Raw genomic sequence first — 21,744 nt, forward strand, 5'->3', positions numbered from 1 at the left:
TATAAGTCTTAACTTTGCGCCGAAAACAAACCCTAATCAAATAAACCGTATGAAAAAACAAATTTTCGTATTTGCAGCCGGCGCCGCTCTTTTGGGCTTGGCTTCCTGCACTCAACAGCCCCAAACTACGCAAGTACGCTGGGCTACTTTCAACATCCGTTATGACAATCCCGCAGACAGCCTGAACAACTGGCAGTACCGCAAAGATACCGTAGCCGGATTCATCAAGGCACAAAACCTCGACATCGTAGGTATGCAGGAAGTGCTGCATAACCAGTTGGAAGACCTGAAAGCCCGTTTACCCGAATACGCCGAAGTGGGTGTAGGCAGAGAAGATGGAAAGACAAAGGGAGAATATGCACCGCTGTTTTTCAAGAAAGACCGTTTCGAGGTTCTCGACAGCAATACATTCTGGCTTTCGCAATATCCTGACAGCGTAGGTTTCATCGGATGGGACGGAGCTTGTACACGCATTGCTACATGGGCTAAACTGAAAGAGCGTGAAACGGGAAAAATCTTCATGGCTGTCAATACGCATTTCGACCATGTAGGCGTAGAGGCACGTACGAAAGGAGCTTTGCTGATTATTGAGAAAATCAAAGAAATTGTAGGCGACCGCCCTGCCGTGTTGACGGGCGACTTCAACGTATCCGACGAATGGGATGCTTATAAAACCATCACCACCAACGAGTTTGTAATGAAGGATGCCTTCAAGATTGCAGAAAAGAAAGAAGGAGTAGACTATACATTCCATGACTTCGGCCGTATCCCTGCCGACTCGTGCGAGAAGATTGATTACATCTTTGTTACTCCGCAAATCAAAGTAACCGATGCCTTTATTCCGCAGGAGCCGCAAGGAGAAACGGGTTTTGTATCCGACCATAACCCGCATGTGGCTACACTGGAATTTTAAGCGGTAATCTCATTCTGTTTTCCGCAAACGGAATTTAAGAGGAGACACTCCTGTTTTCTTTAAAAAGAACTTACCGAAAGCCGACTGGTCAGAAAATCCTAACCGGTCGGCTATTTCTTTTATATCCAAGTCTGTACATCCAAGCAAGCGTCGCGCCTCTGCGCAAAGAATCTCCGACACATGGAAGTAAACCGTACGCCCGGTGACACGCTTCACGATACGCGACAGATAGGTTGTAGAAATATTCAGCCTTCCGGCATAAAACGAGATGTGGTGATGGGTACGGTAATGTTCTACCAACAGCTTCTTGAAATTACGGAAAACTTCCCCCGAACGACGCACGGAAACAGACGTATGTTCGCTGTCTTGATGCAAGATATTTGCCACCTGCAACAGTAAAAAGCTACACAAGTGTCTGCCAATTCCTTCACGATTCAGGCAATAGCTATCCGGACAACCGGCAAGGAACAAATCCAACGTTTGCTTCAAATAGGCATATCCGGCAGAATCCAAACGAAGAACCGGCAATGTATAACTGCCAAGAAAACGAACCAGTTGATTATACATCGGCTGACCATCGGGCAAAGTATCGAAATAAGCCGGCTCTATGTAAACACAAATCATTGAAAAACCGGTATCGGCCGTATCAAATGCCACCGTAATGCTTGGAGTCAGTATAAGCAAATCATATTTTTCTAACGCATATTTCCGGTAACTATCTTCCACAAGAGCTGTACCGTTTGTAACCAAAACAAAATAGAACCCTTCAGACAAAACCATCCGCTTTCCGTCTGATGAATCCGAATCTACCACACAGCTATACACGCTTTGTTGTTCTTTCAAACCGTTTATGTATTCCAAAAAAGAGAAATCCACGTTATCCGACCATTTATCCGCACAAAGGTAAACTATGTTTCGCTTTTAACCAAGATTGGTTTCTTTTTTATAACCGCTAAACGCCGAAATAACACAAACTTTGCAGCGCAATTCAAATTATAATAAAACCGATTATGAGTAAATTTACATCAAGACGCTACCTGCTGTTTCTTATATCCCTCTTTGTAAATGCCTTTGGTATTGCATTCATAACCAAAGCTCTGTTAGGAACCTCACCCATCACCAGCGTCACATACGTGTTAAGTATGTTTACACCTATGACGATGGGGCAATGGACCATCATTCTCAACATACTTTTCATTATCTTTGAAATCCCTTTCATGACGCGGGAGGTTTTCAGACAAGACCGACGGCTCTACCTGCTTCAAATTCCTATTTCGCTGTGTTTTGGTACATTCATCGATTGCTCCATGCGTATGCTTCACGCTTTAAATCCTATTACGTATGTATCTCAAATAGTAACGCTGGTATTCGGATGTGTCATCCTTGCCGTAGGCATTGCCTTAGAAGTAAAGGCAAACGTGGCTATGATGTCGGGCGAATACTTTGTACGTGTCATCTCTTTGCGTCTTAAAAAAGAATTCGGTTACGTAAAATTAGGTTTCGATATTACATTGGTTATCGTGGCGTGCCTGCTTTCTTTACTGTTTATGTCGGGTATATACGGAGTAAGAGAGGGAACGGTGATTGCCGCACTGGTTGTCGGTCCTATCGTACACTTTGTCAGTCCGTATTACCACTTCCTCGACCAATGGATCACTGCTCCTGCCGGGAAGGAAACTGCCGCAGCAAAAGCCCCCGAACATACGGTTATCACCATCGCGCGAGAGTATGGCAGCGGAGGACATCTGCTGGGTGAACTGTTATCAAAGGAATTGGGCATAAAGCTTTACGACAAAGAACTTATCCAGCTGGCTGCACAAAAAAGCGGTATCGACGAAGCATATATTACCGCCAACGAACAGTCTATCCCTTCTTATTGGTTAAAATGCATGGTTTCGCAAAACAGCGAATCTCCTTTAGAGCGCAGCTTGTCGACCGATGATGTATTATTCGTTGCCGAAAGCAAAATCATCGAAGAAATCGCCCGAAAGGAGTCGTGCATCATCGTAGGAAGATGTGCGGACTTCATTCTGAAAGACTATCCTCATGCCATCAAGGTGTTTTGTTATTCAGACTTTGAAAACGCATACAAACGCTGCGTCAACGAATACGGAATCAAAAAGGAGGAGGCCGAGGCTATCATCAGGCGGACCAACCGGAACCGTATCACTCATTACGAATATTATACGGGCATGAAGTGGGGCGAGCCTCATCATTACAACTTAATGATTAACACAGGAAGCATAGGACTGCATACGGCTTGCGAGCTGATAAAAGCCGTTTACAGCAGGCAGTAAATTTCGCGGACTTACACTCTCACTTTTTTATCGGACTCTTGGCGTGATTAAAACCTGATTAATCCGCCAAGAGTTTTTTATTTGATATTCCCACACCGTTAATCGGTCTGTTTCTCCAGCCCCGCTATCCCATCAAACTCTACGGCCTATTTTTTTATTTCATGCGCTTGTTTCAAGATTATAAGGCTTTTCCAAGAGCCTGAAAACGCTAACGGTAAAACCAATCGGTCTTTCGGGTAGAATTGGTTAACTCATCCGCATGGAATGACTGACACTAACGGTTGCGTTTTCGGGGGGTATCCGCCGGAAAAATTTCGTCTTGCAGTTTATCGTCCAAACAGGCCTGCAAGGATAAAGTTCTTTTACCTCATCCGATGAAAATTTTTATTCATCAGACTGCTTTTTTTGCTTTTTCCAACGAACAAAACAGCTTCTTGTTTGTTACTTAACAAGCGAGATATTTCCAAAAAAGATTAAGGAAGTACAAAAAACAGTAAACATTACAAACATTGTTTCACCTTAAAAACTGAATAAACGTATGGAAAAAAGTACCTGCACGACAGTTTGGGTATGAAATCACAAACTAAGACAGTAAGGTTTTATTCACCCGACCTAAACAACAAAACTATTTATTTTTTGTGGAAAACACAGTTCATTCCACAAGTCTATACTTGAAAAAATCACAATCAATGAAAAGAATCATACATTTATTAGGAAGTTTTTGTGTGCTTTTGGCTGTGGTTGCTTGCTCTGACGACATCGCAGAAGAAGTATATCGGCAAGAGAAGCCCCAAGCAGAAGACAAAACTTCATCCCTGACCATTCATCTTGAAAATGCAGAAGAGCAAGAAGACTTGATTCTTGCCGCTTTATCTGAAAGTCCGTTCAACGAGCAGGGCGTGAGCAAAGAAATCGGTGAAGCAGATTTCTTGTTATCGCAGCCGGTGAAAGGAAGTCAAGTGGTATTCGACGACCTGATGGATTTTTATAAGAAAACACTCTACTTCAACGTTTATCAGAAAACGGAAGCAGGTTACAAGCCGAAAACCCACCTCGGTAATCAGTTGCAGTACGAAGTAGTGACAGGCAATATCGAAAAAACGATCGACTTGGCAGCTCCGCCTCAAGAAGTCATACGGAAAACATCGATAGCTGTTACCGTGGCTCCGGAATACAGTGGCAAAGACCTGTATCTGGTGAAAGAATCAAGCCGCAGCCACTTTGAGACGTCGCTGAAAGGTGGACAAAAACCGCAGGAAGACCTCTATGTGGCTGCTGCAACGGCAGAAAACAATGCCGCTTCTTTCGTTATCGACTCACCGAAATCCACCGAAACCTATTGGATTTATTTATCGCAACCGGAAGAAGGTCTGCCCTTCCTGAAGAAAAGTAAGGAAATAGGATACGATACGGAAGAAAATGTTTCACTCACATTCGATAAGGAAGTAAAAAAACAAATCAAAGTTACTGCCATATATCTGATGGGGGAAGAAGGTTCGCAAACAGAAGAACCGTTCAACGAAAAAGAAATCTACCTGATAAACAAAACCGACTGGGAAACTGTGAAGCAGCACGTGGAAAACACTCACGGTAACCCCGAAAAAGGCACGTATGTAGAAAAGAAGAATACCTCGAAAGATGGCGTGGTAACCTTCGAACTGTTTTGTACCGAAGCCCAACAAGAGTATGTTATCTATGCGCCGAAATGGAATACGGAATACTATGACAATTATAAGATAGCTGAAAACGTAACGGTTACTCCGGAAAGCGACATCGTTACGGTAGAAATGAAATATCCGTTTATTCCTCCTACTAGCGAAGGTAGCGGAGGCATTAACAAGACGGTAACTTTCACGGTATCGGTGGCTTCATTGCCCGACGGCGCACAACTTCACTTTTTATATTCATCTGTATACATATTAAACGATGCGGCGAATCTGAAAGAAGCGGCAGAGGCTATCAGAGCCAATATGCCTTATGATGGAATGACTCAATCTGCTGAAACCTTACAGGGAACGTCCAGTCCGGTAACAATAGAAAACGTAGAAATCAATACCGGAAAACGTATCGTTATACTTACACGGGTGATGACAGGTTTCTTAGAATTCCAATTAATGGCAAAAGAAATAGATGTGTCTGCAATAAGCGGAAATACCCATGAAGTAACATTAGCGAAAGAAGACCTCAACCCAACTTTATAATATCGGATATGAAAAATTACATAAACAGAATAAGCATGTTGCTGTTTGCCCTGCTTTGTTACTCCGGAGCGGCAATGGCGCAAAATGTAACAATAACCGGACGGGTAGTAGACCAAACCGATACGCCGATTATGATGGCTAATGTACTCGAAGCGGGAACTACGAACGGAACGGCTACCGACATGGACGGAAACTATCAAATATCCGTTCCCGTAGGTGCTACACTGGAGTTTTCTTTTATCGGATATACTCCTGAAAAACGGAAGATAGAAGCAGGCATGAGCGTACTCGACATCGTGTTACAGGAAGATACGCAGGTGCTCGACGCGGTGGTGGTTACCGCATTGGGCATCAAACGTCAGGAAAAAGCCTTGTCGTACAACGCCCAAAGTGTGAAATCAGACGAACTGACGCGCGTAAAGGATGCAAACCTTATCAACAGCCTGAGCGGAAAAATAGCCGGCGTGACGATTCAAACCAGCTCTTCGGGCGTGGGTGGTGCAGCAAAGGTGGTAATGCGCGGAACGAAATCCATCGAAGGAAACAACAATGCGCTTTATGTTATCGACGGTATCCCGATGTATAACGCACAGGGCGAACAGGGTACGGGACGTTATGCTTCACGCGGAACAACGGAAGGCATTGCCGACCTGAACCCGGATGACATCGAGTCGATGACTGTGCTTACGGGTGCTTCTGCCGCTGCGCTTTACGGTTCGTCGGCTGCCAACGGAGCCATCTTGATTACTACCAAGAAGGGAAAAGAAGGCAGACTGGAAGCTACTTTCACATCGGCAGCCGAATTTGCCGACGCTTTTGTAATGCCCGAATTCCAAAACACATACGGAAGCAGGCCGAACGATGCCGTAAGTTGGGGAGACAAGCAGGCTTCTACGGGTTACCATCCTTCCGATTTCTTTAAAACTTCGGCTACTTATACCAACTCTGTCACACTTTCAATAGGTAATGAAAAGAATCAGACATACGTTTCGTTGGCTGCTACAAATGCCAACGGATTAATCCCGAACAACCGATACGACCGTTATAACCTCACTGTCCGCAATTCAAGCATGGCGTTAAAAGACCGCCTGCGCGTAGACCTCGGTGCGCAGTATATCATTCAGCGCGACCAGAACATGGTGAATCAGGGAGAATATATGAATCCGCTGGTGAGTGCATATCTTTATCCGCGCGGATTGGACTGGAATGATGCTAAATATTTCGAACAATGGGACGAAGACCGCGGCATTCTTACCGCAAGTCCTTTCCCCGAAGGAGATTATACGATGCAGAATCCGTACTGGACGGCTTACCGCAACATCCGTACTTCGGAACGCAAACGTTTCATCGTGTCGCTGGGCATGTCGTATCTCATCAAAGAATGGTCGAACTCTGAGAAGTGGGACATCGGCGTACGTTACCGCATAGACCGGACTGCACAAGAGTATAAAGACAAACGCTTTGTAGGTACGGTTGCTACCCTCATGGACGGAGGTACCAAGAACGGATTCTTCGGAATGAATACCGGATATGACATGCAGAATTATGTGGATGTCTTAACCAATCTGAATAAAAACATTGGCGAGGATTGGGGATTGGCTGTAAACCTCGGTGCGAGTCTCACTGACCAGCGGAACGATATGCTTTTCAATCAGGGACCGCTGCGCGACGACGGACTGCCCAACGTATTTAATGTGCAGAACATTGCACAGGGTGCTAAAAAAGCACAGTTCTATCAAGAAGGATGGAGAGAGCAAACGCAATCTATCTTCGGTAGTGTGGAAGTAAACTGGAAACGCTTGATTTACCTCACCGTTACGGGACGAAACGACTGGGCTTCGCAATTAGCCGGTTCAAATCACAAGTCGTTTTTCTATCCTTCTGTGGGATTATCGGGGATATTGACCGACATGCTTTCATCGGAACTGAGAGACAAAATGTATAACTCGCTCTCGTTTGCCAAACTGCGACTGGCATACGCGCAAGTTGCTTCGCCTTTCCAACGCGGACTGACCATGCAGATGAATACTTTCAGCCAAAGCGACAAGAAATGGGTGAAAGAAGGATTTTATCCGCTGAAAGATTTGAAACCGGAACGTACCAACTCGTTTGAAGTGGGACTTTCAACCAAGTGGTTACGCAATATCATAAGCCTTGATGTGACTTATTATAAAACCAATACGAAGAACCAAACTATCCGGGCAGCCATGTCGGCATCATCAGGTTACAATTACACGTATGTACAAACGGGTAATGTGGAAAACCGTGGTGTAGAATTGGGCTTGGGAGCTACGGTAGACCTCTCGAAGAATTTCACATGGGATACGTATTTCACTTACGGATATAACAAGAATGAAATCAAAGAGCTGGTTAAAAACGTACGCAATCCGCAGAACCCCGAAGAGCCGTTGTTTAACAAAGACGAACTGCTGAAAGAGAGTTTCGGAAATGCGCAAATCATCTTGCGTCCGGGCGGAACATTGGGAGACATCTATGCCAAAACGGATTTTGTAAGAGACGTACACGGAAACATTGATGTATCGCAAGACCTGAAGCCGCGTAACGAATACCTCAAACTGGGTAGTCTGCTTCCGGATGCTACAATGGGCTGGAGAAACGATTTCCGCTTCAAACAGTTCAGCTTCGGATTTATGCTGTCGGCTCGCTTGGGCGGTATTGTCGTATCGGGCACACAGGCTGCGCTTGATTATTCGGGCGTATCAAAGGCTACTGCGGATGCACGCGACGCGGGAGGCATTACCGTGGCAGAGGGCATCGTGATACCGGCACAGAAATATTACCAGCTTCAGGGACGTCCGAAGGATTACTTGGCGCAATATTATACTTACAGTGCAACAAACGTGCGTCTGCGCGAAGCATATATCTCGTACAACATTCCGCGCAAATGGCTGGGCAATGTACTCGACCTGACTGTTTCGCTCACAGGGAAAAACCTCTGGATGCTGTATAACAAAGCTCCGTTCGACCCCGAAGCGGTATCGTCAACGGGTAACTACGCACAGGGCATTGATTACTTCATGATGCCGTCGTTGCGCAGTTTCGGATTCAGCGTAAAAGCCAAATTCTAAATCTAAAAAAAGAAAAATCAGATGAAGAAAATTATACTGACTGGAATTATCGGTTGTATGGCAATAAGCAGCTGTACGACGAATTTCGAAGAATATAACCGCGACCCCTACGGCGTAACCGATGAGGTGCTGGCGTCGGGAGGTATCGCAGAGAAGATAGCCAATAACTGTGGCGTGCTTACGGGCATCGTGATTCCGCTGCAAGAAAACCTTTACCAGTATGCCATCAGCTTGGGATGCGAATCCTTGTCGGGTTACATGGGACAGACTAAATTCAGTGATTTCGGGAAATTCAATTACAATGCGGGATTCATTGAATATCCGTTTACCGATGCCGAATCTTTGGTTAAAGTCATCAAGCAATATAATGCGCTGGCTCTTGAGACGAATGCCGACCGGGAGAATGCTTTCTACGCATGGGGAACCGTGCTGAAGGTTGCCATTCTGCATCGCCTTACCGACATGTACGGTCCTATCCCTTACGAATTTTCGGGAACAGAGGCACAAAAGCCGTATCAGACGCAGGAATACATCTACCGCAAAATGATAGAAGAACTGACGTGGGCTTCGCAGACTTTATCATCTGCTACGCTGACGAATGTAGAAAGAGCGGCATGGACCACGCAAGATGACGTTTACGGCGGAGACTTGAACAAATGGGCGAAGTTTGCCAACTCACTCAAGTTACGTCTTGCCATGCGTACTTCCGGTAAGTTGCCCAATGAAGCAAAGGCTTGGGCGGAAGAGGCTGTAAAAGCAGGGGTTATAGAAAACAATACCGACAATGCCACGAAACCCACGTCGGATAATCCGTTCTATAAGATGAGTGTCAACTGGGGAGATACGCGCTGCGGAGCAGACATCATTGCTTACATGACGGCGTATTCTGACCCGCGCTTGGAGGCTTACTTCGAACCTACCAGCCGTAGCGGACGGGATACGTACTTCGGATTGCGGTCGGGCGTGAATCTGCCTGCCAAAGAAGAACTGATTAGCGGAAACATCTACTGCTTGCCGAAGGTGGGCATGACCGACCCGGTGGTGTGGCTCACGGCTTCCGAAGTGGCTTTTCTCCGGGCGGAAGGTGCGCTTAAAGGCTGGAACATGGGCGGTAATGCCGAAACCTTCTACACGCAGGGCATCGAACTGTCGATGAACATGCATCAGGTAAATATAGGTAACTATCTGAGTAACCGGAACAAGCGGGGAGCGTTTACCGACAGCAAGTATGCCCAGTTTAACAACGCATCGTTTGCATCCGACATTACCGTGGCGTGGAGCGACAATCCTGCCGGACAGTTGGGGCAAATCATTACGCAAAAATACATTGCCATGTATCCTTACGGAAGTGCCGAGGCATGGGCTGAATGGCGGCGTACGGGATATCCCAACCTCCTGCCGGCTATCGACTATAACCACGAGGTGACGAACATTCAGCGTAATGCCGACGGAGCCGATATGCGGGGATACCGGCGTTATCCGCTTCCGCAAGTAGAACATGACGTAAACGGTGCAAACGTTACACAGATTATCGCCGAAGATTTGGATGGTAATGACAGCCCGAATACCGATGTGTGGTGGGCGAGAAAATGAACCTGTTTAAACTGTTTCGCTGACTGAAAATTCTTTGCCGGAACGTACCGGAAAACGCTACCGTTAGCGTTACCCATCCCATGCGGATGCGTTGACCGGTTCTACCCATAGAACAGACCGGTTTTACCGCTTGCGTTTTTCCAAGTTCCGGGCAAAGAAGGAGACCGTTTGAACAAACGCTATAAAACCCAATGATACAACACTTTATATTTATGAAACATTTTATCTACATCATAGGAATAACAGGCTGCTTGACTGCTGCAAGCTGTACGGACATCGAACCGCTCGACATGCAGGTGGGCGGCGTTCCGCAAGACATGGAAACGATACAGGCTTTCAAAGCCTCCGAACATTCCCAAACGCTGGTATGGTTTAAAAACTGGAAGGCAGACGGAAATATGAACACGTATCTTAATACCCTGCCCGACAGCGTGGACATGGTGGTAGTGGAACAAGGGTATGAAACGCTTTCACAGTTCCAAACGACCGACCTCGAAACGGCGCAAACGGTAAAAAAGACCCGCGTACTGATTTTGGCGGAGCTTGACTCGTGGACTGCCGAATACAAAGAGAAAATTGAAGAAGCTGAAATAGAGGGAGAAAATAATGCCATCGAAGCTGCCGAAGCTGAAACTCCTTCGAGAGAGGCTACAAACGAAGAAATTGAAGCTGCCATCGAGGTTGAGCGCAGCAAGGTGAACAAAGAGTTTACCGAACGCTTCAACGCCTTGCCCGACCAACTGGAAAAGACGGTTGCGGAGCATAATTACGATGGAGTGAGCCTGCGCATCACTGCTGCCGACGATGCGTTCATCCGTGAGAGACTGAACGAAATCATCGCCCGGCTGGGAGGGAAATTCGGAAAGAAAGCGGGCAACAGACTTCTGGTTTTGGAAGGTGTGCCCGAATACTTTACCTCTTATTTCGAATGTTTCGATTACCTGATCAGCACCACGCTCAAGACCGACAAGCTGAGCTACGTACAGCAGGAATATGACAAGCTGAAGGTATATGCCGGATTTGATGCCGCCAAGATGTTAACGTATCTGTCGCTTGAAAACGACGGATGGAAAACTCCGTTCGCCGACCTGATTTCTTCGCAACCGCTGACTACTCCCAAGAATCTGACGCTCGCCACTTGGCTGCCGGCTGACGGAAAGGCTGTGGGAGGCATGGCTATCCGAGGAATCGAGACGGATTACGAACAGAATTACGAAACACTGAGAACTACGATACAATATCTTAACCTTAACAAATAATGGAAAGTATGAAAAACAGAATCATATATTTCGGATTACTTCTCTGCTTGATCGTTTTTGCAGGGTGTAAGGACGAATTCGGAAAAACATTGTTCGGACCGGAGGATACGGTGGCTCCCGAAAAGGTGACCGACCGCACACTGGTTTTCCTGAATACTACCGATGCCGAGAACATTGCAAACGGAACGGCTGTAACTGCCGACCCGGTAGATGTTATCTTCTCGGCTGTTCAGCCCGTTGGTCAGGTTAAGGAAATCAAGACCTCTGCCAAACTGACTAACGGCAAGAGCAAACGCGACCAAGTGTTTACGGTGAGCGTATTACAAGATGAAGCTGTTTTGCAGCAATACAAAGAAACAAACGGTTACCGGGTGAAATTCTTGCCTGCCGAGGCTTACCACGTGGCTACTAATCTCATCAATATTGAATACGATGCTACAATGGCAGTAAGCCAGAGTCTGGTGAAAATTATCAACAGCAGCAAACTGGATTTAGACCAAGATTATCTGCTCGCTTTGCAATTAAATACGGCAGAGGGTTTTACTCTCGACGATTCGAACCGCACGCTTTATCTTCACGTGAAACGGAAAGGTGGTTCGGGTGAAGCTCAGGGCGCAGCCGACTTACGTCCGATGGCAGGCGATGACGCACTGGATGCCGACGGTGTAGACTTGGGTATCAACCGGAATAACCTGTATTACCAAACCGAAGGCTATGCGTTCCAGAAACTGAATGCATGTACGCTCGAAGGATTGGTTTACGTCGATTCTTTCAAGGCAGCAAGCGAACGCGGAGATGCTACGCTGGCGGGTATCTCGTCGGTATGGGGATATGAAGCCGGAAGCGACGCTCCGTTCCTGATGAGGTTTGGTGATGCGGGCGTAGACCCGAACAAACTGCAAGTGAAAGCAGGAGGTAAAACGCTGTTGGTGAATTACAGTTTCCGCGAAAAGACATGGTATCACATCGCACTGACTTACGATGGTACGAATATCCGCGTGTATGTCAACTCGCGCGAACGGGCTTCTATGGCACATACGGGAACGCTCGACTTGGCAGGCGCACAGTTTGTCATCGGACAGTCATTCAACCAGTGGCGCGGATTCAACGGCATGATGTCGGAAATCAGAATATGGAATACCGCACGCACCGCAGCCCAACTGCGCGAAAATGCACTTGACGTGGTAGAGTATGAAAGCGAAAAGTCCGACTTGCTTGCTTACTGGAAATTGAATGGAGCCAAACCCGGTTCGGACAACAAGCAGATAGCCGACTTTACCGGAAACGGACACGACCTGACTGTGAAACGACAGGGAGCGGCATCGGCTGTTCAACCGAAAGTTGTGATAAACCAAGACATCGACATTAACCTCAAATAAAGACCGTATCATGAACTATATATCAATCATTAAAGTCGGCATGTTGGCTGCATTGGTCTGCCTTGCCGGATGTAAAGAAGAAACGCTGACCGCGGAAGTTCCCGTCCCCGGAACCGGAGGCGGAGAACTTACGGGAGAAACGCGCTTCGTATTGCCTCAGGAGGAAGGAGTGAACACACATGTATGGAAGGGAGAAGACCTTACGTTCGAGCTTCGCCGCGGAATGAATGACAAACGTGAGATTACCGCTGCTTTCGACACCGATGAGGAGACTCTGAACGCCCTTACAGCCAAATATGCCGAGTTAAAAGGCATAAATCTTTATAAATTGTTAAGCACGGAAAGTTACGAAGTGCCGCAAACGGTAACCCTTGCTCCGGACAAAGCATCGGTTTCAGTTCCCGTAAAGATTAAAGATGTAAAAGAAGGCACGTTCGTTCTTCCGCTGGTACTAAAGAACGGCGAACATGAAATCGGCGTACAGTTTGTTGAAGTGGTACGCCACCCGGAAGCTGATTTCAACATGAGCTGGCTCGACCGCACTCCGTCGGTAGAAGAACCGCGCTTTGTGGCTATCATTGAAACGGCCGAAAACGACATCCGTAACGTGGGCAACTATGTGCTTTATCCGAACGGGGAGGAACAGGCAGATACCCGCCGTCCACTGTTCGACATGACGGTTATTTTCTCTGCCAACATCAACTGGAACGGCATTCAAGGCAAACCCGAACTATATTATAACGAAAGTGTACGCCGCATTCTTGATAACCGCGATGTATTTGTAAAACCGTTGCAAGACCGTGGAATCAAGGTGTTGCTCTCGCTTATGCCGAATCATCAGGCCATCGGCTTCTCAAACCTCGACATTACAGGCGAACGCAGTATGATTAAAGGACTTGCCCGCGACATTCAAGAGGCGGTTCAGACTTACGGACTCGACGGAGTGATGTTCGACGACGAGTATGCCAACTATCCCGAAACTCCAGAGGCTGAACAGCCGGGACGTCCGATGGTACAGATGGGAAGTTTCCATTTCCTGATAAAAGAGCTGAGAGACTTAATGCCTATCGTAGAAGGTCAGGCATGGAAAGACCGTCACAACTTGATTACGCTGTATAACACAGGGCCGTTCACCAACGGTGCCGGAAACGGATGGTGCCTGTTCGGAAACAAGTTCGACCTCATAAAAAAACATGCTGCAGGATGGGAAGACGAACGTTACGGAAATCCGATTGCCGAAGACAAAAAGGCGGTACGCGAGTGGGTAAAAGACCCTGCCAACCAAGCCGTACTTGAAGAAATAGGCAAGATAGAAGTAGGCAGGCTGTTTGATTATGTATGGAATGCCAACTACCTGCGCGGCGATAACCACCAGTATTCGTTCAGTAGCGGCAGAACCAGTGATACTTGGATAGCAGGACTGTCGGGCGAAGATGCTGAGAAGAAATACGGTGTGGCTTCCTTTGAAATGAGTCTGGAAAACGATTACGGACGCATCCAGCACCAGACTCGCTTCTGGGAGCAAGGTGAAGGCAAGCGTAACGAGGCTTTGACCACCACCATCGGCAAGCAAAAAACCGGAAAACACCAGTCTATCATTTGCTTCAACCTGCAATACGTGCCCGATACGTGGAAAGATGCACCTTACACGAATCTGTATCTGCAAGACTTCCCGCTGTTTATGAAACAGTTAGGAAACACTGCCAATCCTGTTGTGAAGTTTGAGGGAGTAAACTACGATACACTTCTTCCGGCTTATATGAAGTAAAAAACCTACCAACCTATCATACATAAGTATGAGTACAGCAAAGAGACCGCCCGTGCGATACGAAGCGGTCTCTTTTTTGTAGTCTTTCACCGATATATTACCGTTAGCGAATCACAGCCTCATCGGGCCACGGAATCAGTTCTCCCGTTTGCTTGTACGACGGGCGCTGCGCATCACAGTCTTTCAGTGCGGCAGTCAACTCTTTTGCCAGCTGTTTTGCCAAATCGGGTTGCATCTTTATCAGATTGTTTTGTTCGCCTATGTCTTCACGAACATTGTAAAGACGCAGCTCGCGGTTTTCCCAAAAATACAAAAGGTGATAATCGCCTTTCAAAATGGCAGAATAAGCGCCGAATCCCTCTGCCGTATCCTGACTTTCACCCCAAAGGTTCGGGAAATGCCAGATGTTGGTACGGTCGCGCTTCAGTGTGGGGTCTTTTAATATGTCCACAAAACTCTTTCCGTCTACGTGTTGTACAGTTTGATATGACTTTGCCCCTGCCATTTCGAGAATAGTAGGAAAGAAATCTTCTATCATCACGCGGTTTTCGTTTACCGTTCCTCCTTTTACCACACCCGGCCATGATACAATCATCGGTTCATGTACGCCACCTTCGTATGCCGAACCTTTACCTCCACGAGCCGGATAGTTAGGGTCACGGTTCAGAATGCCTTGCCGGGGTCCTACGCTCTGCCCTCCGTTGTCGGACATGAAAATAAGAATGGTGTTGGCTGCCACTTCGGGACGTTCGCCCAAATAATCCAGTATATCTCCCAAACTCTTGTCCATACCTTCCACCAAAGCTGCATGATTGATTTCATTTTCATCCAGATTGGCTTTCAGTTGGGCATCGTATACACCGCTGCCGTCCGGCTGACGGTAATTCCCCGTAAAGCGTTTGTCGGGGTTATAGGGTGCATGAATGGCATAATGAGACATATACAGATAAAAAGGCTGACGATTGGCTATGGGCTTATCGAGAGCTTTTAAAGCCTCAATGGTAAGAGCTTCGGTCAGGAAAGTACCCTTGCTGTAATATTGTTCCAATCCGCTAACATGGAAAGCCCCAGAGCCAAATTCATTTTCGGCAAGATAGCTTCCGGGAGCTCCGTTGGCCCCACCCCCGATGTTCACATCGAAACCAAAGCTCAAAGGATTTTCTCCAACCGTACCGCGCGCGCCAAAATGGGCTTTGCCACAATGTATGGTATAATAACCATTTTCTTGCAACAAACGGGGCAATGCCGTAATGGGCGTGGCATTTTTCAAATCGTGTTCACCGGCACGGTCAACGGGCTGTATGCCGTTGTAGTTCCAATCGGGCAACTGTAATACGTTGCTTTCGACATCGGTCTGCACGTCATACTCCAGCGTCCAGTTGGTTACCCGATGACGGGCTGCGTTCATGCCGCTCATCAGGCTGCATCGCGAGGGTGATGAAATGGCACAAGCGTATGCCTGCGTAAACTTCACCCCCATCTGTGCCAAACGTTCCATATTAGGAGTATGATAACGCTCATTCAGCGGAGTTGGCTCTTCATAAAAAGGAACAGAGGTTTCCTGCCATCCCATATCATCTACTAAAAACAGAATGATATTAGGCTTATCTTGCGCCGAAACGTTCCCTAAAGCTGCCAGAAATGCTGCCGTAAACAAATGTCTTTTCTGTTTCATATTTCTGATTGTTTATATTAAAGTTATTATAATTCAGACTTATCCTGCATGTCGGGTATCGATAAACGGAAAGCCACAGCAGGCGATAACAGTGTGGTTATTAAAACCAGTAACCACAGATTTCCAGTCATCGGATTATAAGCAGCCATCAGTTCCGGAAAAGCAATGCCCGAAACCTGCCCGCATACAAGTTCAAACAGGATGGTTAGAAACACCCAAAACAAACCTACGCGGTAACACATTCCACGACTAAGATTTTTTATGCGAGGCAAAAGTATCCATGTAAGAAAAAAGATGCAAACACTCAGCAAGATTCCGCTTATCGGCAATGCCCATTGAGCGGTAAACATTGGAGTCAGCACGTATTCCCGCAATCCTCCGTTCAGAATAGCCACGGGGATAAAACAAACCCATATCAGAACCGATTTTAATAGAATCATCATTGCATAATAAATTGTGATAACATTACTCGTTTTGCCTAAACCAATCTACCGGCTGGTTACACATAGACTTTAATAAGCAGGCGATTCAGCCATGGCCAACGTACGCGATACCATCGGCGACTGCTCGTCTGCCTGCCTCCGAAGCGTAGGATAAAATCGCGGAAACCATACTTCTTAAAAGGAAGTCCGGCATCCATAAACTCAAAGTGACCATACCCGTGGCGGCGGGCATAAGTCATGGCATTCCATACCGCCAACACACCGGGATATAACAAAGGATAGCTTTTACGCATCCCACCCGAAAACAGCAAATAAGCACTATCATCGGAAAACAGGCAAACCGCCCCTCCTATTATTTTATCCTTATAACGTATAAGGAATATTTTACCGGCTTCGCACCGCAAAGGTTGTGAAAAAAGAGATAGGAAAAAGCCTATATCGGGTAAATATTGGTTGATCTTTGAAGAATAATACTTCTTCAGCATCGAGAAAAAAGCATAAACATCGTCGCTGGTCCGTGCTACATCCATAACTGCACCGTTTTTCAGTCCGCGCTGAATCTGACGCTTGCGCGAGGTACTCATCCATTTGTCCAGCGCGTGGTGATGAATCGAATTACGTACGCGCAACCAACGTATGGGAAAATAACCGTTCTGACGGAAATAACGATAACCGAACAAAGATTCTTCCAAATTGCGAAACTCTATGAGGAATGATTTTTCGCGATAAGTGGATGTAAGGTAAGTCAGCATTTCATTGAATATCTGTTCGCGACGGAAAGAGCTTTTGAAATATTCGCCCGTACCATAAACATACGTCTTTTTAAGCAATCCCGTTATATGAAAATAGCTGCGCGTAGTACAAAGCAATTTTCCAACAACCTTGTCTCCCTCGTATGCCACCAACAATACAGGCTGATAGCCGGATGTCTGCTCCAAAGCCTGAAACAAAGCGGTAGAATGGAAGACATTCGTTCCGGGTAAAGACGGAACGTCTTTTGCATGGTAATATGTCGTCAGACGGATATCCATATAGTGCAAATTTATAACTTTTTATTGAGCATTTAAAAGAGAAAGCCTATATTTGTGGAAGAAACAAGATTTTTGTGAATCTATTTATCAAAAAAAGAGTATGGCGACAAAGGCTATAAACAATAAAGATACATGTAGGGCGGCAGCTGTATTTCTGACCTTAACGGGTATTATTTACTTACTTGACCGCTGGATAGACTTTGCCGATTGCGGACTGGCGTGGGTAACGCAGAAAGACACGATGCTGCTTTATGCATCGGTGGTTTTCCTGTGGTTCAAATCAGACAAGTCTGTGGGTATCATCCTTGCCGGTATCTGGCTCATTCAGAACATCAATTTAGTAACAGAATTACTGGGACAAATGTCATCGTACCTTCTTCCTACAAGTCTGCTTGCCGTGGGTGTCATCCTCTATTTTATTTCCTCTAAATAGAAAAACCGATGAATGAAACAATTACTTCCATTGCGATTATAGGAGCCGGAAATGTAGCCACACATCTGGCTTTGGGACTTTCCGGCAAAGGCTTTACCATTCGGCAGGTATTCAGTCGTACCGAAGAGTCCGCCCGCGAACTGGCAACCAAGCTGAATTGTCCTTATACGAGTTCGCTGGAACAACTAACGCCAGATGCCGACCTGTATATCGTATCCATAAAAGATTCGGCATTAGAGTCTGTCATCCCACATATTACCCGCCGCAATCCGCAAGCTCTGTTCGTACACACGGCAGGAAGCATGTCGGCAGACGTTTGGAAAGGATATGCCAACCGCTACGGGGTAATTTATCCGATGCAAACATTCAGCAAACAGCGCACGATAGATTTTACAGATATCCCGGTTTTTATTGAGGCCAACAATGCTGACGATACCGACCGGCTGACGAGGCTGATGGAACAGTTGAGCCGGCACATTTACCATGTGTCTTCAGAACAACGGCGTTACCTGCATATCGCTGCCGTCTTTGCCTGCAACTTTACGAACCACATGTACGCCGTGTGCGAGCATCTGCTGAAAGCTCATGGACTACCTTTTGCAGCCATGCTCCCGCTTATCGACGAAACGGCCCGCAAAGTACATTTGCTCTCTCCCACGGAAGCACAAACCGGACCTGCCTGCCGATATGATGTAAACGTTATCGACCGACACCTGCAAATGCTGAACGGGGAACCCGAACTCGCTAAACTTTACGAGCTGATAAGCCAAAACATTCATGTATATAACAAAAGAAAAAGTAAACATTAATTACCGTATGATAGATTACGATTTAACCCGAATAAAAGCATTGTTTTTCGATGTAGACGGCGTGTTAAGTGCCGAAACCATTTTTCTCCATCCCGACGGCGAACCGATGCGGTCGGTCAACATCAAAGACGGATACGCACTTCAGCTCGCAGTCAAATGCGGACTGCATGTTGCCATCATTACCGGAGGCAAGACAGAAGCAGTAAGAAAACGTTACAAAGGATTAGGCATTACAGACGTGTATTTAGGAGCAGCCGTCAAAACCAACGAATACAATGAGCTGCTGCAAAAATACAACCTCAAGCCGGAAGAAGTGCTTTACATGGGCGATGATATTCCCGATTATGAGGTTCTTTCCCTCGTGGGACTTCCTTGCTGCCCTGCTGACGCGGCTCCCGAAATAAAATCAATCTGCAAATACATATCCCACCGAAAGGGAGGGTACGGCTGCGGACGCGATGTGATAGAGCAGGTGCTTCGCGCTCAAGGCAAATGGATGTCTCATGAAGAGGCTTTCGGCTGGTAATAATCCCCCCCAAAAACGCTACCGTTAGTGTTACTCATCCTATGCGGTAGCGTTTACCGGTTCTACCCATAGAACTGACCGGTTCTACCGCAAGCGTTTTTCAAGCCTCCAAACAGATTCGAAACAAGCTCGCTACAAACTTAAACTTCCTCATCATAAAAGAATATAAAACAATGATACTTAACAACTTATCGAAATACAAAATCAAATTAGCATCCAACTCCCCCCGCCGTCGGGAGCTTTTATCGGGATTAGGCATTGACTACGAAGTAAAAATCCTGCCGGGAATCGACGAAACCTATCCTGACACCTTACAAGGTGAAGAAATACCGGTTTACATAGCCCGTAAAAAAGCGGATGCCTACCGTCCGGCGATGGGAAAAGACGAACTCATCATAACCGCCGACACAATAGTATATATCAATGGAAAGGTTTTAGGGAAGCCACGTGATGAAGCAGACGCCCGTTACATGCTCCGCCAACTGTCAGGTTCTTCCCATCAAGTCATAACCGGAGTATGTATTACCACCTGTGAATTTCAAAAAACATTCTCCGCCACTACAGAAGTAACATTTGACAACCTGACCAATGAAGAAATAGATTTTTACATCGAAAGATATCATCCCATGGATAAAGCAGGCTCATACGGCATTCAAGAATGGATAGGATTTATCGGTGTATCCGGAATACACGGTTCCTACTTCAACGTTATGGGTCTTCCGATACAGCGTTTGTATCAGGAACTCAAGAAGATACGGTGATAGATGGCTATACATCGGTTTCCCGTAAAATAACATATCAGATTCAGTATGCTATATTCGCACAAAAGTTTTACGATTGTTTTACGGTGAAACTAACACCGTCTAAATATGTTTTACAACGCATGGCAACAGTAAAAGCAATAATATTAAAACATCAAAAAAAGGAAGATAATACCTGGAATGTAAAAATTAGAATCACACATGATAGGCAAACAGCTTATATGGCTACTTCCCATTATATTACCATTGAACAAATAGACAAAAAGACCTTTAAAATCAAGGAAAGAAATAATCCTGTATTCGACCAATTTATGCTGGACGTATTGAGAATCCGGAAAGAACTTTCCTTGTTGGGACACAAAATCGACTGTTACACCGCTAAAGGATTGGTTAAATTAATGTCGAATAAACTGTCAGGGAAACCGGAAGGAATAAATTTCTTTGACTTTGCAGAAAAACAAACCCAAAAGATGGAAGAAGATGGAAAAAGAAGAAGCCAATCTTATCGGGCGATGCTAACAAGACTATACGAATACACAGGCAGTAAAGAACTTGAATTTTCAGATATAACCTCCAAGTTTTTGATAGAATTTGATAACTACCTACGCAACAAAGAATCACGTAATGGCACAGGAAAAATTTCTCAAGCCGGAGTCAGACTATATATAGGTATTATACAAAGATTGTTTAATCTTGCCAAAATAGAATACAATGATGAAGATAGAGGCTTAATAAGAATTGCAAACAACCCATTTGCAAAGTACAAACTTCCATCTGCCCCACAAACCAGAAAAAGAGCATTATCCCCTGAAACGATCCGAGCTATAAAAACATTGAAAATTCCAGTGAACATGCCCGGTACACTAATTGCTCGCGATGTGTTTATTCTTTCATTCCTGCTATGCGGTATGAATACAGTAGACATGTATTTTTTGGATTGTATCAATAACGGAAGAATAGAATACCAACGTAGAAAAACAGAAGGCAGAAGAAATGACCATGCTTTCATCTCCATCAAAATAGAACCGGAAGCAGAAGCATACTTTGACAGATACAAAGACATGATAGGTGATAGAGTTTTCAATTTTTTTACTCGATACAGCAGCGACAAACAATTTGTTACTAAAATCAATAGCAATTTGAAATGGATTGGCGAGCAAGTAGGAATCGAAAGGCTTACATTCTATGCTGCCCGCCATTCATGGGCGACTATTGCCCGTAATGAATGCGGCATATCGATGGATGATGTAGCTATGGCATTAAACCATAAATCAGGGCATGATGTAACAGATACTTATGTGAAAAAAGATTGGGGTCGAATTGACAAAGCTAACAGAGCTGTCATTGACTTTGTTTTTGGGAAGCTATAATAAGGGCTATCGCTTCATCGGTAGCCTCTTTCCTTTCCTGCTCGACCTCGGAAGAAAGACGTTGTATCAAATCCGTATCTCCAGTTATTACCGTTCGCTCAGAGCCATTTTTATTTACTAAAGATAATTTATAATGTCCGTAACCGACAAACCGCATAACAAACTGATATTCAGCATAGGGGGGGGGTAAAATTGAC

Annotated in this window: 17 protein-coding genes; 13 read left to right on the forward strand and 4 right to left on the reverse strand. The window is 45.7% G+C overall.

The window, feature by feature from the left end; translation table 11 throughout:
• Window positions 1-49: 49 nt before the first annotated feature.
• A complete protein-coding gene (locus H9626_RS04630; protein ID WP_191709699.1) occupies window positions 50-913 on the forward strand; it encodes an endonuclease/exonuclease/phosphatase family protein in 864 nt (287 codons plus the stop codon).
• A 9-nt stretch (window positions 914-922) separates the two neighbouring features.
• On the opposite strand, the gene H9626_RS04635 is transcribed toward H9626_RS04630, so the two are convergent.
• Window positions 923-1,756, reverse strand: coding sequence for a helix-turn-helix domain-containing protein (locus tag H9626_RS04635; RefSeq protein ID WP_225230874.1), 834 nt, complete (start codon window positions 1,754-1,756; stop codon window positions 923-925).
• A 167-nt stretch (window positions 1,757-1,923) separates the two neighbouring features.
• Between H9626_RS04635 and H9626_RS04640 the strand changes: the two genes are divergently transcribed.
• From H9626_RS04640 to H9626_RS04670, 7 genes are all read left to right on the forward strand, one after another.
• The gene (locus tag H9626_RS04640) at window positions 1,924-3,210 is read left to right on the forward strand and encodes a DUF6198 family protein (protein WP_191709701.1); all 1,287 of its coding nucleotides are present in this window, start codon (window positions 1,924-1,926) and stop codon (window positions 3,208-3,210) included.
• 689 nt (window positions 3,211-3,899) lie between these two features.
• Complete coding sequence (locus H9626_RS04645) at window positions 3,900-5,411, forward strand: hypothetical protein (RefSeq protein WP_191709702.1); 1,512 nt, start codon at window positions 3,900-3,902, stop codon at window positions 5,409-5,411.
• Window positions 5,412-5,419: 8 nt separating this feature from the next.
• Window positions 5,420-8,500, forward strand: a complete 3,081-nt coding sequence (locus tag H9626_RS04650; protein ID WP_191709703.1) for a SusC/RagA family TonB-linked outer membrane protein — start codon at window positions 5,420-5,422, stop codon at window positions 8,498-8,500.
• A gap of 21 nt (window positions 8,501-8,521) precedes the next feature.
• On the forward strand, window positions 8,522-10,093 hold the full coding sequence (locus H9626_RS04655) for a SusD/RagB family nutrient-binding outer membrane lipoprotein (RefSeq protein WP_191709704.1): 1,572 nt from the start codon (window positions 8,522-8,524) through the stop codon (window positions 10,091-10,093).
• Window positions 10,094-10,305: 212 nt separating this feature from the next.
• Window positions 10,306-11,352, forward strand: a complete 1,047-nt coding sequence (locus H9626_RS04660) for a glycoside hydrolase family 18 (protein WP_191709705.1) — start codon at window positions 10,306-10,308, stop codon at window positions 11,350-11,352.
• Window positions 11,353-11,360: 8 nt separating this feature from the next.
• A complete protein-coding gene (locus H9626_RS04665; RefSeq protein ID WP_191709706.1) occupies window positions 11,361-12,731 on the forward strand; it encodes a DUF1735 and LamG domain-containing protein in 1,371 nt (456 codons plus the stop codon).
• Between the two features lie 10 nt (window positions 12,732-12,741).
• Complete coding sequence (locus tag H9626_RS04670) at window positions 12,742-14,499, forward strand: BT_3987 domain-containing protein (RefSeq protein WP_191709707.1); 1,758 nt, start codon at window positions 12,742-12,744, stop codon at window positions 14,497-14,499.
• Window positions 14,500-14,602: 103 nt separating this feature from the next.
• Here the strand turns inward: H9626_RS04670 and H9626_RS04675 are convergent, their stop codons facing one another.
• The 3 genes from H9626_RS04675 to H9626_RS04685 are packed head-to-tail and all read right to left on the reverse strand — an operon-like array spanning window position 14,603 to window position 17,648.
• Window positions 14,603-16,174: a sulfatase gene (locus tag H9626_RS04675; protein ID WP_178257332.1), complete on the reverse strand. Its 1,572-nt coding sequence runs from the start codon at window positions 16,172-16,174 to the stop codon at window positions 14,603-14,605.
• Window positions 16,175-16,200: 26 nt separating this feature from the next.
• Window positions 16,201-16,617: a hypothetical protein gene (locus tag H9626_RS04680; protein WP_225230875.1), complete on the reverse strand. Its 417-nt coding sequence runs from the start codon at window positions 16,615-16,617 to the stop codon at window positions 16,201-16,203.
• 56 nt (window positions 16,618-16,673) lie between these two features.
• Window positions 16,674-17,648, reverse strand: a complete 975-nt coding sequence (locus tag H9626_RS04685) for a GNAT family N-acetyltransferase (protein WP_191709708.1) — start codon at window positions 17,646-17,648, stop codon at window positions 16,674-16,676.
• Window positions 17,649-17,748: 100 nt separating this feature from the next.
• On the opposite strand from H9626_RS04685, the gene H9626_RS04690 reads away from it, so the two are divergent.
• From H9626_RS04690 to H9626_RS04710, 5 genes are all read left to right on the forward strand, one after another.
• Window positions 17,749-18,081 carry a hypothetical protein gene (locus H9626_RS04690; RefSeq protein WP_178257334.1) on the forward strand — a complete coding sequence of 111 codons (333 nt, stop codon included), beginning with the start codon at window positions 17,749-17,751 and terminating at the stop codon, window positions 18,079-18,081.
• An 8-nt stretch (window positions 18,082-18,089) separates the two neighbouring features.
• A complete protein-coding gene (locus H9626_RS04695) occupies window positions 18,090-18,890 on the forward strand; it encodes a Rossmann-like and DUF2520 domain-containing protein (RefSeq protein ID WP_191709709.1) in 801 nt (266 codons plus the stop codon).
• A gap of 7 nt (window positions 18,891-18,897) precedes the next feature.
• Window positions 18,898-19,416: a KdsC family phosphatase gene (locus H9626_RS04700; RefSeq protein WP_178257371.1), complete on the forward strand. Its 519-nt coding sequence runs from the start codon at window positions 18,898-18,900 to the stop codon at window positions 19,414-19,416.
• Window positions 19,417-19,592: 176 nt separating this feature from the next.
• Window positions 19,593-20,177 carry a Maf-like protein gene (locus tag H9626_RS04705; protein ID WP_191709869.1) on the forward strand — a complete coding sequence of 195 codons (585 nt, stop codon included), beginning with the start codon at window positions 19,593-19,595 and terminating at the stop codon, window positions 20,175-20,177.
• A gap of 122 nt (window positions 20,178-20,299) precedes the next feature.
• Window positions 20,300-21,547: a phage integrase SAM-like domain-containing protein gene (locus tag H9626_RS04710; protein ID WP_191709710.1), complete on the forward strand. Its 1,248-nt coding sequence runs from the start codon at window positions 20,300-20,302 to the stop codon at window positions 21,545-21,547.
• The last annotated feature ends 197 nt before the right edge of the window (window positions 21,548-21,744 follow it).

Source organism: Phocaeicola faecium, assembly GCF_014837055.1.
GTDB classification, from domain to species: domain Bacteria; phylum Bacteroidota; class Bacteroidia; order Bacteroidales; family Bacteroidaceae; genus Phocaeicola; species Phocaeicola gallinarum.

What these genes read in the sequence shown, in the direction of transcription:
- H9626_RS04630 (WP_191709699.1), top strand. Translation starts at nt 50, where the DNA reads ATGAAAAAACAAATTTTCGTATTTGCAGCCGGCGCCGCTCTTTTGGGC.
- H9626_RS04640 (WP_191709701.1), top strand. Translation starts at nt 1,924, where the DNA reads ATGAGTAAATTTACATCAAGACGCTACCTGCTGTTTCTTATATCCCTC.
- H9626_RS04645 (WP_191709702.1), top strand. Translation starts at nt 3,900, where the DNA reads ATGAAAAGAATCATACATTTATTAGGAAGTTTTTGTGTGCTTTTGGCT.
- H9626_RS04650 (WP_191709703.1), top strand. Translation starts at nt 5,420, where the DNA reads ATGAAAAATTACATAAACAGAATAAGCATGTTGCTGTTTGCCCTGCTT.
- H9626_RS04655 (WP_191709704.1), top strand. Translation starts at nt 8,522, where the DNA reads ATGAAGAAAATTATACTGACTGGAATTATCGGTTGTATGGCAATAAGC.
- H9626_RS04660 (WP_191709705.1), top strand. Translation starts at nt 10,306, where the DNA reads ATGAAACATTTTATCTACATCATAGGAATAACAGGCTGCTTGACTGCT.
- H9626_RS04665 (WP_191709706.1), top strand. Translation starts at nt 11,361, where the DNA reads ATGAAAAACAGAATCATATATTTCGGATTACTTCTCTGCTTGATCGTT.
- H9626_RS04670 (WP_191709707.1), top strand. Translation starts at nt 12,742, where the DNA reads ATGAACTATATATCAATCATTAAAGTCGGCATGTTGGCTGCATTGGTC.
- H9626_RS04675 (WP_178257332.1), bottom strand. Translation starts at nt 16,174, where the DNA reads ATGAAACAGAAAAGACATTTGTTTACGGCAGCATTTCTGGCAGCTTTA.
- H9626_RS04680 (WP_225230875.1), bottom strand. Translation starts at nt 16,617, where the DNA reads ATGATGATTCTATTAAAATCGGTTCTGATATGGGTTTGTTTTATCCCC.
- H9626_RS04685 (WP_191709708.1), bottom strand. Translation starts at nt 17,648, where the DNA reads ATGGATATCCGTCTGACGACATATTACCATGCAAAAGACGTTCCGTCT.
- H9626_RS04690 (WP_178257334.1), top strand. Translation starts at nt 17,749, where the DNA reads ATGGCGACAAAGGCTATAAACAATAAAGATACATGTAGGGCGGCAGCT.
- H9626_RS04695 (WP_191709709.1), top strand. Translation starts at nt 18,090, where the DNA reads ATGAATGAAACAATTACTTCCATTGCGATTATAGGAGCCGGAAATGTA.
- H9626_RS04700 (WP_178257371.1), top strand. Translation starts at nt 18,898, where the DNA reads ATGATAGATTACGATTTAACCCGAATAAAAGCATTGTTTTTCGATGTA.
- H9626_RS04710 (WP_191709710.1), top strand. Translation starts at nt 20,300, where the DNA reads ATGGCAACAGTAAAAGCAATAATATTAAAACATCAAAAAAAGGAAGAT.